The sequence below is a fragment of the Methylobacterium sp. HMF5984 genome, from assembly GCF_045033435.1.
GTDB lineage: Bacteria > Pseudomonadota > Alphaproteobacteria > Rhizobiales > Beijerinckiaceae > Methylobacterium.
The window spans coordinates 3,136,648-3,150,191 of sequence record NZ_JBJFLN010000001.1 but is presented as its reverse complement, the minus strand read 5'-3'; the positions used below and the strand labels follow the sequence as shown (position 1 = coordinate 3,150,191).

Annotated in this window: 11 protein-coding genes; 5 read left to right on the top strand and 6 right to left on the bottom strand. The window is 72.6% G+C overall.

Going from position 1 to position 13,544, the window contains the following annotated elements:
- The first annotated feature begins 121 nt into the window (after nt 1–121).
- Both glmU and glmS read left to right on the top strand, forming a co-directional pair.
- Nucleotides 122–1,513, top strand: coding sequence for a bifunctional UDP-N-acetylglucosamine diphosphorylase/glucosamine-1-phosphate N-acetyltransferase GlmU (gene glmU, locus ACFZ8E_RS15225; protein WP_405043152.1), 1,392 nt, complete (start codon nt 122–124; stop codon nt 1,511–1,513).
- 154 nt (nt 1,514–1,667) lie between these two features.
- Nucleotides 1,668–3,494: a glutamine--fructose-6-phosphate transaminase (isomerizing) gene (glmS, locus tag ACFZ8E_RS15220; RefSeq protein WP_405043151.1), complete on the top strand. Its 1,827-nt coding sequence runs from the start codon at nt 1,668–1,670 to the stop codon at nt 3,492–3,494.
- A 10-nt stretch (nt 3,495–3,504) separates the two neighbouring features.
- Here glmS and ACFZ8E_RS15215 read toward each other — a convergent pair whose 3' ends face one another.
- The 4 genes from ACFZ8E_RS15215 to ACFZ8E_RS15200 all read right to left on the bottom strand — a co-directional run bounded on the left by ACFZ8E_RS15215 (nt 3,505) and on the right by ACFZ8E_RS15200 (nt 8,328).
- The gene (locus tag ACFZ8E_RS15215) at nt 3,505–4,092 is read right to left on the bottom strand and encodes an MIP/aquaporin family protein (RefSeq protein ID WP_405043150.1); all 588 of its coding nucleotides are present in this window, start codon (nt 4,090–4,092) and stop codon (nt 3,505–3,507) included.
- 193 nt (nt 4,093–4,285) lie between these two features.
- Entirely contained in the window at nt 4,286–5,791 is a 1,506-nt protein-coding gene (gene glpK, locus ACFZ8E_RS15210) for a glycerol kinase GlpK (RefSeq protein ID WP_405043149.1), read from the bottom strand.
- An 84-nt stretch (nt 5,792–5,875) separates the two neighbouring features.
- Nucleotides 5,876–7,408 carry a glycerol-3-phosphate dehydrogenase gene (gene glpD, locus ACFZ8E_RS15205; RefSeq protein ID WP_405043148.1) on the bottom strand — a complete coding sequence of 511 codons (1,533 nt, stop codon included), beginning with the start codon at nt 7,406–7,408 and terminating at the stop codon, nt 5,876–5,878.
- An 86-nt stretch (nt 7,409–7,494) separates the two neighbouring features.
- Nucleotides 7,495–8,328 (bottom strand): DeoR/GlpR family DNA-binding transcription regulator, encoded by an 834-nt coding sequence (locus tag ACFZ8E_RS15200; protein WP_405043147.1) that lies wholly within the window; start codon nt 8,326–8,328, stop codon nt 7,495–7,497.
- Between the two features lie 278 nt (nt 8,329–8,606).
- Here ACFZ8E_RS15200 and ACFZ8E_RS15195 point away from each other — a divergent pair, with 278 nt between their 5' ends.
- Complete coding sequence (locus tag ACFZ8E_RS15195; RefSeq protein ID WP_405043146.1) at nt 8,607–8,735, top strand: hypothetical protein; 129 nt, start codon at nt 8,607–8,609, stop codon at nt 8,733–8,735.
- A gap of 226 nt (nt 8,736–8,961) precedes the next feature.
- Here the strand turns inward: ACFZ8E_RS15195 and ACFZ8E_RS15190 are convergent, their stop codons facing one another.
- A complete protein-coding gene (locus tag ACFZ8E_RS15190; protein ID WP_405043145.1) occupies nt 8,962–9,864 on the bottom strand; it encodes an SDR family oxidoreductase in 903 nt (300 codons plus the stop codon).
- 99 nt (nt 9,865–9,963) lie between these two features.
- On the opposite strand from ACFZ8E_RS15190, the gene ACFZ8E_RS15185 reads away from it, so the two are divergent.
- Together ACFZ8E_RS15185 and ACFZ8E_RS15180 are read left to right on the top strand one after the other, a co-directional pair.
- A complete protein-coding gene (locus ACFZ8E_RS15185; RefSeq protein WP_405043144.1) occupies nt 9,964–10,827 on the top strand; it encodes a helix-turn-helix transcriptional regulator in 864 nt (287 codons plus the stop codon).
- A 73-nt stretch (nt 10,828–10,900) separates the two neighbouring features.
- Nucleotides 10,901–12,148 carry a winged helix-turn-helix domain-containing protein gene (locus ACFZ8E_RS15180; RefSeq protein ID WP_405044388.1) on the top strand — a complete coding sequence of 416 codons (1,248 nt, stop codon included), beginning with the start codon at nt 10,901–10,903 and terminating at the stop codon, nt 12,146–12,148.
- Between the two features lie 100 nt (nt 12,149–12,248).
- Here ACFZ8E_RS15180 and ACFZ8E_RS15175 read toward each other — a convergent pair whose 3' ends face one another.
- On the bottom strand, nt 12,249–13,505 hold the full coding sequence (locus ACFZ8E_RS15175) for a YbfB/YjiJ family MFS transporter (protein ID WP_405043143.1): 1,257 nt from the start codon (nt 13,503–13,505) through the stop codon (nt 12,249–12,251).
- Nucleotides 13,506–13,544: the final 39 nt, after the last annotated feature.

The window sequence follows — 13,544 nt, the reverse complement described above, 5'->3', positions numbered from 1 at the left end:
CGATGCGCGCGGGACGCGCCGTTTTGCCGGACGGGCGCGATCGGCTAATCCGGTCCCCTCATCCCGTCGCCGCCGATCATGGCGGTCGGCACCAGCGAGCGTCCCCGGGAACCTGAACGCGATGACGACACCGGCCCCCGTACGGCGAAGCCTCACCGCGATCGTGCTCGCCGCGGGCAAGGGCACGCGGATGCGCTCCGACCTGCCGAAGGTGCTCCACCGCCTCGCCGGGCGGAGCATGCTCGGCCACGTGCTCGCCGCGGTGCAGGCGGCCGGCGCCGCGCGCATCGCCGTGGTGGCCGAGCCCGGCCGCGCGGACGTCGCCCGCGAGATCGAGGCTCTGGCGCCGGGCTCCGAGGTGTTCCCGCAGATCGAGCGCCTCGGCACCGCGCATGCGGTGCTCGCGGCGCGAGCGGTCCTGAGCAACGGCGAAGACGGGGAGGGCGACGACGTCATCGTGGCGTTCGGCGACACGCCGCTGATCACCGGCGAGACCCTGGCGCGGCTGCGGGCGCCCCTGGCCGAGGGCGCGGCGGTGGCGGTGCTGGCCTTCGAGACCGAGGCGCCCGCCGGCTACGGACGGGTGCTCATCGAGGGCACCCGCGTGGTCGCGATCCGCGAGGAGAAGGACGCCACGCCTGAGGAGCGCGCGGTGCGCCTGTGCAATGCCGGCCTGATGGCGCTGTCGGGCGCCCACGCGCTGGCGCTGCTCGAGCGGATCGGCAACGACAACGCCGCCGGCGAGTACTACCTGCCCGACGCGGTGGCGCTGGCGATCGGCGACGGTCTCTCCGTCGCGGTGGTGCCGGTGACGGAGGCGGAGGCGCAAGGGGTCAACGACCGGGTGCAGCTCGGCGTCGCCGAGGCCGCGATCCAGGCGCGCCTGCGCCGCAGCGCCCAGCTCGGCGGCGCGACGCTCGTCGCCCCCGAGACGGTGTTCCTGAGCCACGACACGATCCTCGGGCGCGACGTGCTGGTCGAGCCCAACGTGGTGTTCGACACCGGCGTCCGCGTCGACGATGCTTGCGTGATCCACGCCTTCTCGCACCTGAAGGACGTGCGCCTGGAGGCCGGCGCCAGCGTCGGCCCGTTCGCCCGCCTGCGCGGCGGCGCTGTTCTGGAGGCCGGCGCCACCATCGGCAACTTCGTGGAGCTGAAGAACGCCCGCCTCGGGCCGGGCGCCAAGGCCGCGCACCTGACCTATCTCGGCGACGCCGAGGTCGGCGCCCGCGCCAACGTCGGCGCCGGCACCATCACCTGCAACTACGACGGGGTCTCGAAGCACCGCACCACGATCGGGGCGGGCGCCTTCATCGGATCGAACTCGGCCCTCGTCGCCCCCGTCACGGTCGGGGCCGGCGCCTTCGTCGCCTCCGGCTCGGTGATCACCGACGACGTGCCCGAGGGGGCGCTCGCCGTCGCCCGCGGGCGCCAGGCGACGAAGCCGGGCTGGGCCGAGACGAAGCGGGCGGCGTTGCGGGCGGAGAAGGCGGCGCGCGCGGGGAAATCCTGATCCTCTTCAAAACGCCTCACCGGTCCCTCATCTCTCGGCTGGCACTGGCCCGATTCCTGATGCCCGCCCTGCGTAGCCACCGAGGGCTGGCCTCGCGCCGCGCCGATCCGGTACAAGCCGCCGGTCCACCGGGCGATACGAAAGATAACCCAGCATGTGCGGCATCGTCGGCATCGTCGGTAACGGGGCAGTGGCCGGTCCGCTGATCGAGGCGTTGCGGCGCCTGGAATACCGCGGCTACGACTCGGCCGGCATCGCCACGCTGGAGCAGGGCCGCCTGGCGCGCAGGCGGGCGTCGGGCAAGCTCGTCAACCTCGAGGCGCGCCTGCGCGAGGAGCCGCTGGCGGGCGCGATCGGCATCGGCCACACCCGCTGGGCGACGCACGGGCGGCCGAACGAGACCAACGCCCACCCCCACGCCACCGCGCGGCTCGCGGTCGTGCACAACGGCATCATCGAGAACTTTCGCGCGCTCAAGCAGGAGCTCGAGGCCACGGGCGTCCGCTTCGAGAGCGAGACAGACACCGAGGTGGTGGCCCAGCTCGTCAGCCACGCCATGGACCAGGGCCTCGGGCCGGTCGAGGCGGTCGCCGCCTGCCTGCCGCGCCTGCGCGGCGCCTTCGCGCTCGGCTTCCTGTTCTCCGGCCACGACGACCTGCTGATCGGCGCCCGCCACGGCGCGCCGCTCGCCATCGGCTTCGGCCAGGGCGAGACCTATCTCGGCTCGGACGCGCTGGCGCTGGCGCCGTTCACCGACGCGCTCACCTACCTGGAGGAGGGCGACTGGGCGATCCTGTCGCGCGCCGGCGCCGAGATCCGCGACATCCACGGCACGGTGGTCCAGCGCCCGCGCCAGACCATCGCGACCCAGGCCTATCGGATCGACAAGGGCAACCATCGCCACTTCATGGCCAAGGAGATTCACGAGCAGCCGGAAGTCGTCGGCCGCACGCTCTCCCACTACGTCGACCTCGCGCAGGGCCGCGTCGCGCTGCCCGAGCCGCTGCCGTTCGACTTCGCCAAGCTGTCCCGCCTCAACATCACCGCCTGCGGCACCGCCTTCTATGCCGGGCTCGTCGCCCGCTACTGGTTCGAGCAGATCGCGCGGCTGCCGGTCGAGATCGACGTGGCCTCCGAGACGCGCTACCGCGAGGCGCCGCTGGAGCGGGACGGGCTGACCCTCGTCATCTCGCAATCGGGCGAGACCGCCGATACCCTGGCCTCCCTGCGCTACGCGAAGTCCCAGGGCCAACACAGCGTCTGCGTCGTCAACGTGCCGACCTCGACCATCGCGCGAGAATCCTCCGTCGTGCTGCCGACGCTCGCCGGCCCCGAGATCGGCGTGGCCTCGACCAAGGCGTTTTCGTGCCAGCTCACGGTGCTGCTGTGCCTGGCCATCGCCGCGGGGCGGGCGCGCGGCACCATCGATGCGGCCGAGGAGCGCCGCCTCGTCGACGCGCTGATCACCGTGCCCGGCCTGATGGCCGACGCGCTCGCCCGCGAGAACGAGATCGAGGGGCTGGCCCGCGAAATCGCCAAGGCACGCGACGTGCTCTACCTCGGCCGCGGGACGAGCTACCCGATGGCGATGGAGGGCGCGCTGAAGCTGAAGGAGATCAGCTACATCCACGCCGAAGGCTATGCGGCGGGCGAGCTCAAGCACGGGCCGATCGCCCTGATCGACGAGAGCGTGCCAGTGATCGTGATCGCCCCCCACGACGCGGTGTTCGAGAAGACCGTGTCGAACATGCAGGAGGTGGCCGCCCGCGGCGGGCGCATCGTGCTGATCGGCGACGCCAAGGGCGCGGCCGAGCACGGGCTCGACACCCTGGCCACGGTGACGATGCCCGACCTCGACCCGACGGTGGCGCCGATCGTCTACGCGGTGCCGATCCAGCTCGTCGCCTACCACACCGCCGTCGTCATGGGTAAGGATGTCGACCAGCCGAGAAACCTCGCCAAATCGGTGACGGTGGAGTAGGCGCCGGCCCTCAGACGCCGATCAGCAGGATCGCGAGCGCCGCGAGCACCGCGCCGATCGCCGGGCCGGCGACCGGGATCAGGGCGTAGCCCCAATCCGAGTGCCCCTTGCCGGCGATCGGCAGCACCGCATGGGCGAGGCGCGGCCCGAGATCGCGGGCCGGGTTGATCGCGTAGCCGGTGGTGCCGCCGAGCGAGAGGCCGATCCCCCAAACCACCATGCCGACGAGGTAGGGCGCCAGCCCCGTCGGGATGTTGCCGGAAGCCCCCACCGTCCGCGACAGCAGGGCGCTGATGATCAGGATCAGCAGGAAGGTGCCGATGATCTCGCTCGTCCAGTTCGCGGCCGATTGCCGGATCGCCGGATCGGTGCAGAAGCAGGCCCGCTTCAGGCCCTGATCCTCGGTGACGGCCCAGTGCGGCAGGTAGTGCAGCCAGACCACGGTCGCGCCGAGGAAGGCGCCGATCATCTGCGCGGGCACGTAGACCAGGAGCTTGCTCGGATTCCCGGCCGTGATCGCACCGGCGATCGTCACCGCCGGGTTGACGTGCGCGTCGGGGCTGCCCGTCGCGGTCGCGACGAAGATGCCGGCCAGCACCGCGAAGGCCCAGCCGGCGGTGATCGCGATCCAGCCCGCGCCCTCAGCCTTGAGCCGCGCAGCAGCGCGCCGGCGACGACCCCGTTGCCGAGGATGATCAGCACCATCGTGCCGAGAAGCTCGCCCAGGAACGGCGACGTCATGAGGTTTCCTCCGAGAGTGTCCGAGACGGGAAGCGGTCGAGGCGGCGGCCTCAATCCTCCTGCTCGTCCCAGTCGAAGGCGCGCTTCACGGCGCGGCCCCAGGCGGCGGTGATGCGCCGGCGCTCGCCCGCATCCATATTCGGCACCCAGCGCCGGTCGACGCCCCAGTTGCGCACGAGGTCGTCGGTGCTCCGCCAGTAGCCGGTGGCGAGGCCCGCCGCGTAGGCGGCGCCGAGTGCCGTGGTCTCGGTGACCCGCGGGCGCACCACCGGCACGTCGAGGATGTCGGCCTGGAATTGCATCAGGGTGACGTTGGCGACCATGCCGCCGTCCGAGCGCAGCTCGCGCACGGGGATGCCGGAATCCTTCTCCATCGCCTCCAGCACCTCGTGCGTCTGGAAGGCGGTCGCCTCCAGGCAGGCGCGGGCGATGTGGCCGCGGTTGGCGTAGCGGGTCAGGCCGATAATCAGGCCACGGGCGCCCTCGTTCCAGTGCGGCGCGTAGAGGCCCGAGAAGGCGGGCACGAAGTAGACGCCGCCGTTGTCCGCGACCGTGGTGGCGAGGCTCTCGACCTCGGCGCTGTCCTGGATCATGTGCAGGTTGTCGCGCAGCCACTGCACCAGGGCGCCGGTGATCGCGATCGAGCCCTCGAGCGCGTAGACCGCCGGCTTGCCGTCGAGCTTGTACCCAAGCGTGGTGACGAGGCCGCAGGTGGAGGGCACGGGCGTCTCGCCGGTGTTCATCAGCGCGAAGCAGCCGGTGCCGTAGGTGTTCTTGGCCTCGCCCGGCTGGAAGCAGGCCTGGCCGAACAGGGCCGCCTGCTGGTCGCCGAGGATGCCGGCGATCGGCATGCCGGAAAACGGCACCCGCGTCTCGCCGTAGACCTGCGAGGAGGAGACGATCTCGGGCAGCATCGCCCGCGGGATGCCGAAGGCCGAGAGCATGCCGTCGTCCCAGGCCAGGGTCTCGAGGGACATCAGCTGCGTGCGGCTAGCATTGGTCACGTCGGTGAGGTGGAGGCCGCCGTCCGGGCCGCCCGTCAGGTTCCAGACGAGCCAGGTGTCGATGTTGCCGAACAGCACGTCGCCGGCTTCCGCCTTCTCCCGCGCGCCCGCAACGTGGTCGAGGAGCCAGCGCAGCTTCAGCCCAGAGAAGTAGCTCGCCAACGGCAGGCCGGTGAGCGCGCGGAAGCGGTCGCGCCCGCCGTCGCGGGCATATTCAGTGACGAGGCGGTCGTTGCGGGTATCCTGCCAGACCAGGGCGTTGTGGAGCGGTTGGCCGGTGCGCCTGTCCCAGATCAGCGTGGTCTCGCGCTGGTTGGTGATGCCAATCGACAGGAGGTCCTTCGGCGTCAGCCCGGCGCCGTCGAGGGCGTCCTGCATCACGCCTTGGGTGTTGCGCCAGATCTCCATCGGATCGTGCTCGACATGGCCGGGCCGCGGATAGATCTGCGCGTGCTCGCGCTGCTTGCAGACGATGATGCGCCCCTTGCGGTCGAACACGATGAAGCGGCTGCTGGTGGTGCCCTGGTCGATGGCGCCGACATACTGGGACATGGCTGTCTTCCTCCCTTGCGGACCGTGGGTCGATCGTCTCGCGCGGACCGGTCTTCGCGCCGGTTCCGCGCCGCGCACTTTGATTCAGGCGGCCTCCGCCTTTCGCGTCAGGTAGGCGGCGAGCCGCGCGGCCCCGTCCGGGCTGGTGCGCAGGCCGAGCTTCGAGCGCCGCCACAGGATGTCCTCCGCCGTGCGGACCCATTCCGAGCGGACGAGGTAGTCGACCTCCGCCGCGCTCAGGCCGCCCTCGAACGCCTCGCCGAGGTCGGCCAGGCTGCGCGCGCCCTTGACGATGGCCCGCGCCTCGGTGCCGTAGGCGCGGGCGAGCCGCCGGGCGGTCTCGGCCGGCAGGAACGGCGCCTCGCGGACGAAGGCGGCGAGGAAGGCGTCGAAATCCGCCTCCGGCATCGCTCCGCCGGGCAGGGTCGCCTCGCCCGTCCAGGCCGGCTTCAGGCCGGGGAAGTGGGACGCGATCTTCTCGATCGCGTGCTCGGCGAGGCGGCGGTAGGTGGTGATCTTGCCCCCGAACACCGAGAGCGCCGGCGCCTGCCCGCCGGCATCGTCGACGTCGAGCACGTAGTCGCGGGTCACCGCCGAGGCGTTGGCGGCGTCGTCGTCGTAGAGCGGGCGCACCCCCGAATAGCTCCAGACCACGTCCTTCGGACCGATCGCCTTGGCGAACGAGCGGTTGATGCAGTCGCAGAGGTAGCGCGTCTCGTCCCTTGAGATCCGCACCGGGCCGGGCTCGTCCGCGTAGGGGACGTCGGTGGTGCCGATCAGCGTGAAGTCGCGCTCGTAGGGGATCGCGAAGATGATGCGCTTGTCGGGCTGCTGCAGGATGTAGGCCTGGTCGCCCTCGTAGAGCTTGGCGACCACGATGTGGCTCCCCTTGATCAGCCGCACCGCCGCGCGGCTGCTCACGCCGAGCGTTCCGCCGAGCGTCTCGCTTACCCAGGGGCCGGCGGCGTTCATCACCGCCTTCGCCCGGACGGCCTCGGTGCGCCCGGTGACGGCGTCGCGCAGGGTCGCCGTCCACGTCCCGTCGACCCGGCGCGCCGCCTCGACGCCGGTGCGGGTGCGGATCTCGGCGCCGCGGGCCCGCGCATCCATGGCGTTCAGAACCACGAGGCGGCTGTCCTCGACCCAGCAGTCGGAATAGACGAACCCCTTCGTGAGCCGGTCCTGAAGCGGTGCGCCCATCGGCGATGTTCGCAAGCGAACCGTCTTGGAGCCGGGCAGGGTGCGCAGCCGGGCGAGGTGGTCGTACAGGAACAGGCCGGCCCGCAGCATCCAGGCCGGGCGCAGGCCCGCGTCGTGCGGCAGCACGAAGCGAAGCGGCCAGATGATGTGCGGCGCCTGCCGCAGCAGGCGCTCGCGCTCGGCCAGAGCCTCCCGCACCAGGCGGAACTCGTAGTATTCGAGGTAGCGCAGGCCGCCGTGGATCAGCTTGGTGCTTGAGGACGAGGTGAATTCCGCGAGGTCTCCGCGCTCGCACAGCAGCACCGAGAGGCCGCGCCCGGCCGCGTCGCGGGCGATGCCGGTGCCGTTGATGCCGCCGCCGATGACAAGCAGGTCGTAGGGGGCGCCCAGCGCCCGCACGTTCGGGACCGTCGTCATGAGCCGCCTCCCGCCCCAGCCGATGCCCGGGTCGGCAGAATATTGCCTTATTTAAGGATTTTCGCAAGCGAAAATTGCGATGTTCGCTACGGCTCGTCTCGGTCGGCCACCGCAAGGGCGACGCTGTGACGCTCCATCAGGGCGACGATCTCGGGCGGCGGGACGCGGTCGGTGAAGAAGGTGTCGATCTGCTCCAGCCGCCCGACCTCGACCATCGGGCGGCGGGTAAACTTGGTGTGGTCGGCCACGAGGAAGGTCTGGCGCGCATGCGCCAGGATGGTCTGCGTCGCCCGCACCTCCTCGTAATCGTAGTCGAGCAGGGCGCCGTCGGCGTCGATCCCGCTGATGCCGATGACCGCCACGTCGACCCGGAACTGGCTGAGGGTGTCGCAGGTGAGCTGGCCCAGGACGGCGCCGTCGCGGTTGCGGATCGTGCCGCCCGCCACGACGATGCGGAAGTCGGTCGCCTCCGCCAGCCCGACCGCCACGTTGAGGTTGTTGGTGATGATGCTGAGGTCGTCGTGGCGGACGAGCTCGCGCGCCACCGCCTCCGGCGTGGTGCCGATATTGAGGAACACCGAGCAGTGCGACGGGATGCGGCCGGCCGCCAGCCGGCCGATCCGGGTCTTCTCGGACAGCAGCGTGGTGCGGCGGTCGGCGTAGTCGATGTTCTCGACGCTGGACGGCAGGCCGCCGCCGCCGCGGTAGCGCTCGAGCCGCCCCTCCGCGCTAAGCTCGTTGAGGTCGCGCCGGATCGTCTGCACGGTCACGCCGAACTGGCTCGCCAGGGCCTCGATCGTCACGAAGCCGCGCTGGCGCACCGCGGCGACGATCGCCCCGCGCCGCGTCTCGACCGCCGACGCGTCGGCGCGCTCGCCCGCCTTCCGCTCGAAGCCGCCCCGCTCGACCATACGCGTCATGGAAACTCCGGCCCGGGACTCGCACGCCTCGGATCGGAGTGTAGGTGACGGGAGGAGTTTCGCAAACGAAACGCGCAGGCCCAGGGGCCGGCGGCGCTCGACCTGTCCTCGGGGCTGTTCGAGCAGATCGTCTACCGCGACGGCGCCCGGCAGTCGCGGAACGACAACACCAACCCGATCCGCCGCGAGCACAGGCCGGCGGTGCACGTGCGCATCGTCGAGAGCGGCCCGCCGACGGGCGGCGTCGGCGCGCCCGGGCTGCCGCGGGTGCCCCCGCCGTGCTCAACGTGATCGCGGCGCTGACCGGGCAGCGCGTCCGCGCCCTGCCGGGCGCCGACCTTGCGCGCAGGCCGGTTTCGCGCGCCTTTTCCGGCAGCCCTGGTGGATCGCGGGTGCGGCGCGCGTGAGCGCGAGGGGGACTGTCGATGCCGGAGGTCGTCCGGGACGCGGCGATCGCGCCATCCTCCAAGGCCGTGTCGACCGGGCTCCGGGCTCCCGACCGACGCCGTCGCCCTCGTGCTCCTGACGCTGGCCACCCTCATCATCCTGTGGCTGCTCGTGCGGACGCCGCTCGGCATCGCCCGCGGGGAGCTGCGCACGCCGTCGTCCTGACGCGCGGAGGCCTCGGGCGCCTCAGGCGGGCGGCCGGGAATAGTCCATCCGCTCCAAGTCCTCGATCAGGCCCCGGCCGGTCGGGTGCCAGCCGAGCCGGGCCCGCGTCAGCGCGCTGGAGGCCGGCATGTCGAGGCCGACGAACGCGGCGAGCCAGCCGAAATGCGCGGCGGCGTCTTCCGGCGCGAGGGCGACCGCCGGCAGCTTCAGGCAGCGGCCGATGGTCTGCGCGATGTCGCGGGCGGCGACGCCCTCCTCGGCGACCGCGTGGTAGCGGGCGCCCGCCTCCCGCCGCGCGAAGGCGAGCGCGTAGAGCCGGGCGACGTCGAGGACCGGCGCCGCCGCCCAGCGGTTGGCGCCGTCGCCGACATAGGCCGAGACGCCGGTCCGCCGGGCGAGGTCGATCAGGTAGGTGATCAGCCCCTGCTTGACCGTGTCGTGCACCTGCGGAAGCCGCACCACCGACACGTTCACCCCCGCCTCCAGCAGCGCGGCCCCGGCGAGCTCGGAGGCGATGCGCGGGTTCGGGTGCGCGCGGTCGAAGACGTCCTCCCGGGCCGGGCCGCCGCCGTCGGGGCTCCCGATTCCCGCACCGGAGGTGATGAGCAGCGGCCGATCCGAGCCGGCAAGGGCGGCCCCCAGGGCCTCGATCGCCCGCCGGTCCTTGTCGCAATTGGCGACGAAGTTCGTGAAGTCGTCGTGGTCGAAGGCGGTGTGGATCACGCCGTCGGCCTGCGCGGCGCCGCGGCGCAGGCCGTCCGGGTCGTCGAGGGTGCCGCGATGCGGCTCGACCCCGGCCTCGATCAGCTTGCGGGCGCCGGCCTCCGAGCGGGTCAACCCGAGCACCCGATGCCCGGACCGGAGCAGTTCCGGGACGATGGCCGAGCCGACGAAGCCGGTGGCGCCGGTGAGGAAGATGCGCATGCGATGCACTCCGCTGTGATCAGAGCGCCCCTTGTCCGCCCGCCTCCGATCCCGTTAAAGTCGTGACCGTATCCCGGTATACGTCCCAACAGGATCGCCATGCCCGCCCGTTCCGGACCCTCGCTGGGCGCCTACCTGCGGGATCGGCGCACCAAGCTCGATCCGGCCGCCCTCGGGTTCTCGGGCCGCCGTCGCACGCCGGGCCTGCGCCGGGAGGAGGTCGCCCAGCGCTCGAACATCAGCGCGACCTGGTACACCTGGCTGGAGCAGGGGCGTGGCGGCGCACCCTCGGCGGACGTGCTGAACCGCATCGCCGCCGGGCTGATGCTGACCGAGCCCGAGCGCGAGCACGTCTTCATGCTGGCGCTGGGGCGTCCGCCCGAGGTCCGCTACCGGCCGCAGGAGGGGATCACGCCGCGCCTCCAGCGCTTGCTCGACACGCTCGAGGTCAGCCCGGCCCTGATCAAGACCGCGACCTGGGACGTCGTCGCCTGGAACCGCGCCGCCGCCGTCGTGATGACCGACTGGGAACCGCTGCCGCCCGGCGAACGCAACATCCTGCGCCGCATGTTCGGCGACCCGCGGGTGCGGACGGCGCAGCAGGATTGGGACAGCGTCGCCCGCTTCGTGGTCGGCGCGTTCCGGGCGGACGCGGTGCGGGCCGGCGCGGCCTCCGAGGTCGGCGAGCTGGTGGACGAGCTCTGCCGCACCAGCCCGGACTTCGCCGCCCTGTGGCGGGAGAACGACGTCCACGCCCACGGAGACGGGGTCAAGCGGCTCCGTCACCCCGTCCTGGGCCCGATCGAGCTGGAGTTCTCGGCCTTCGCCGTGGACGGAAGACCGGATCTCGGCATGATCGTCTACAACCCAGTCACCCCGGAGGTTCGCGAGCGGATCCGCACCCTCGTCCACGCGCGGCAGGGCGAAAACGGCGCCGACGGGTCGCCGCCGAAGGCCGCGTAGTGCACGCGGCGCAGCTCCCGAACTCCGTGCGGCCCTTGCCGGGCCTCGTGCCGCCCCTGTCCGGAGGCCGGCCCTGACGGCGGACCTCTCCGCCTCCGAGGCCCGTCGCATCGCCCTCGTCGCCCAGGGCTTCGCCGCGGGCCGGCGCGCGGGACCCGTCTCCGCCGCGCGGATGCGCAACGAGATCGGCCGGCTCGGCCTGCTTCAGATCGACAGCGGGAACGTGCTGGTGCGGGCCCAGTACCTGCCGCTGTTCTCGCGCCTGGGCCCCTACGAGCGTGGGCTCCTCGACGCCCTGGCGGCCGACCGGCCGAAGCGGTTCTTCGAATATTGGGGGCACGAGGCCTCGCTCCTGCCGGTCGACCATCACCCCCTGCTGCGCTGGCGCATGGCCCGGGCCCTCGCCGGCCGCGGCCTATGGCGGCGGCTCGAACCCTTCGCCGGGGACAGGCGCGGCGAAGCCGAAGCCCTCCTCGCCCGCATCGAGACGGAGGGGCCGCTGGCCGCCTCCGACGTCGCGGGCAACCGGGCCTCGCAGGGCATGTGGGTGTGGAGTGCGGCCAAGCACGCGCTCGAATGGCTGTTCTGGGCCGGCCTCGTCGCCTCGACGCACCGTCGCGGCAGCTTCGAGCGCGTCTACGACCTGCCCGAGCGCGTGCTTCCGCGCGCCGTCCTCGCGCATCCGACCCCGAGCGGCATCGACGCGCGGCGGGAGCTGATCGCACACGCGGCGCGGGCGCTCGGCATCGCGACGGCGCAGGACCTGCGCGACTATTATCGCCTCGCGCCTGCCGATGCGCACTTGCCGATCGCGCAGCTGGTCGAGGACGGCACGCTGGTTCCGGCCCGGGTCCGCGGCTGGCCGCAGCCGGCCTACCGGCACAGGGAGGCGCGGCTCGGCCGACGGCTCGACGGCGCCGCGCTCCTGTCGCCCTTCGATCCGCTGATCTGGCACCGGCCGCGGACCGAGCGGCTGTTCGGCTTCCGCTATCGGCTCGAGATCTACACGCCCGCTCACCAGCGCGAGCACGGCTACTACGTCCTGCCCTTCCTGATGGACGGCGCGCTCGTCGCCCGCGTCGACCTGAAGGCGAACCGCAGGATCGGCGTGCTGATCATCCAGCGCGTGCACCTGGAGCCCGATGCGCCCCCCGGCACCATGGACCGGCTGCTCGGGGAGCTCCGCCTGACGGCGGCGTGGCTGGACCTGGCGAGCCTCGCCGCCGCGCCGGCGGCCGGCGCGACCGGCCTGCCCATCGCGGCCGCCGGCGAGCCCGACCCGCCGTCGATCGAACCGGGAGCGAACGAAGCCTCGAGCTGACCGATCGCCGCGAGATCGTGCGGCGGCGCCGCTCGCCCCGCGTTCGGCACGGCTGCGATGCGGCACGGACGCTCAACTCCGCCGGACTCGGGCGCCAGCCTCAGGGACGGGCGGGGGAGGCGGGGCGCGGCGTCGCCAGCGCCGTGCCGAGGTCGATGGCGAGCGCCAGCACCATCGCGGACGTGCCGAGCGCGAACAGCAGCGTGTAGTTGCCCGCCGTGTGCGCAAAGACGAAGGACAGCCCGTAGGCGGCGCCGGCCTGGAACAGCGCGAACGCCACGGTGGCGACGCTCCAGGCCGCCTTCTGCCGCTCCGGCTCCCCGGGCAGGAGCTCGCCGATGCGGCCGAGCATGAGCGGCACGGTTCCGGTGACGAAGGCGCCGACCGCGACGCTCGACAGGATCAGCCACGACGGGCCGAGGCCGAGGGCCGGAATCGCGATCGCGCCGGCCTCGACCAGGAAGGCGAGCCGGAGCGCGGGACCGAAGCCGGTCCGGTCGGCGAGGTGCCCGACGAGGATCGGGCCGACCGTCGCGCCGAGCCCGAACAGCACCCAATAGTGCGATCCGGCCTGGATACCCTGCCCGAGGCCGCGCGCAACGAGGTCGACGAGGAAGAGCATGCGCGGCACCCACGCGGCCGCGTTGAGCGCGTATTCCGCGTAGAGCGCCCGCAGCGCCGCCCGGCCTGGCGCGCGCGACGGCTCGGCACCGGCAACCGGCCGAACTGCCGCCGGAGCCTCGGACGACCAGCCCCGCCAGCCGATGACGGTGAGCAGGCAGGAGAGCGCGCCGAGGCCGAACCAGGCCTGCTGCAACCCGCCGCGCAGGAGGAGCGGGACGAGCGTCCCCGACGCCGCGATGCCGACGCCGATGCCCATGAAGATCAGGCCGCCGGCCAGGCCGCGCTTGCCCGGCGGCACGTGCGGAAGCACGGCGGGCGCCGCCAGCACCATCAGCGCGCCTCCGGCAAAGCCCGACGCGAAGCGCCAGGCGAAGAACCACGCGACGTTCAGCGGGTAGGCGCAGGCGAAGAACGCCGCGGTCGCCACCACCATCATCGCGCGGAGCACCACGGGAACGCGGGTGCGGGCGGCGAGCGGCCGCCCGAGCAGGGCGCCGGCGAGATAACCCGCAAGGTTGGCCGCCCCGAGATAGGCCGCGGTCGAGGCCTCGAACCAGCCGCCGTCGATGATCGCCGGAAGCAGCGGCGTATAGGCGAACCGCGCGAGCCCGATCCCGATCAGGCTGGCGCAGGAGGCCGAGGCGACCGCGCGCCGGGCCGTCCGTCTGTCGTCGGCGCCGGCGCGATCGCCGTGCGGAAGCGTTCGAGGCCGGGCAGGCGTCGGCAAGGCCATGGGACGAGGTTCCCGCCGTTCAGTCCGAGAGTGCAGGGC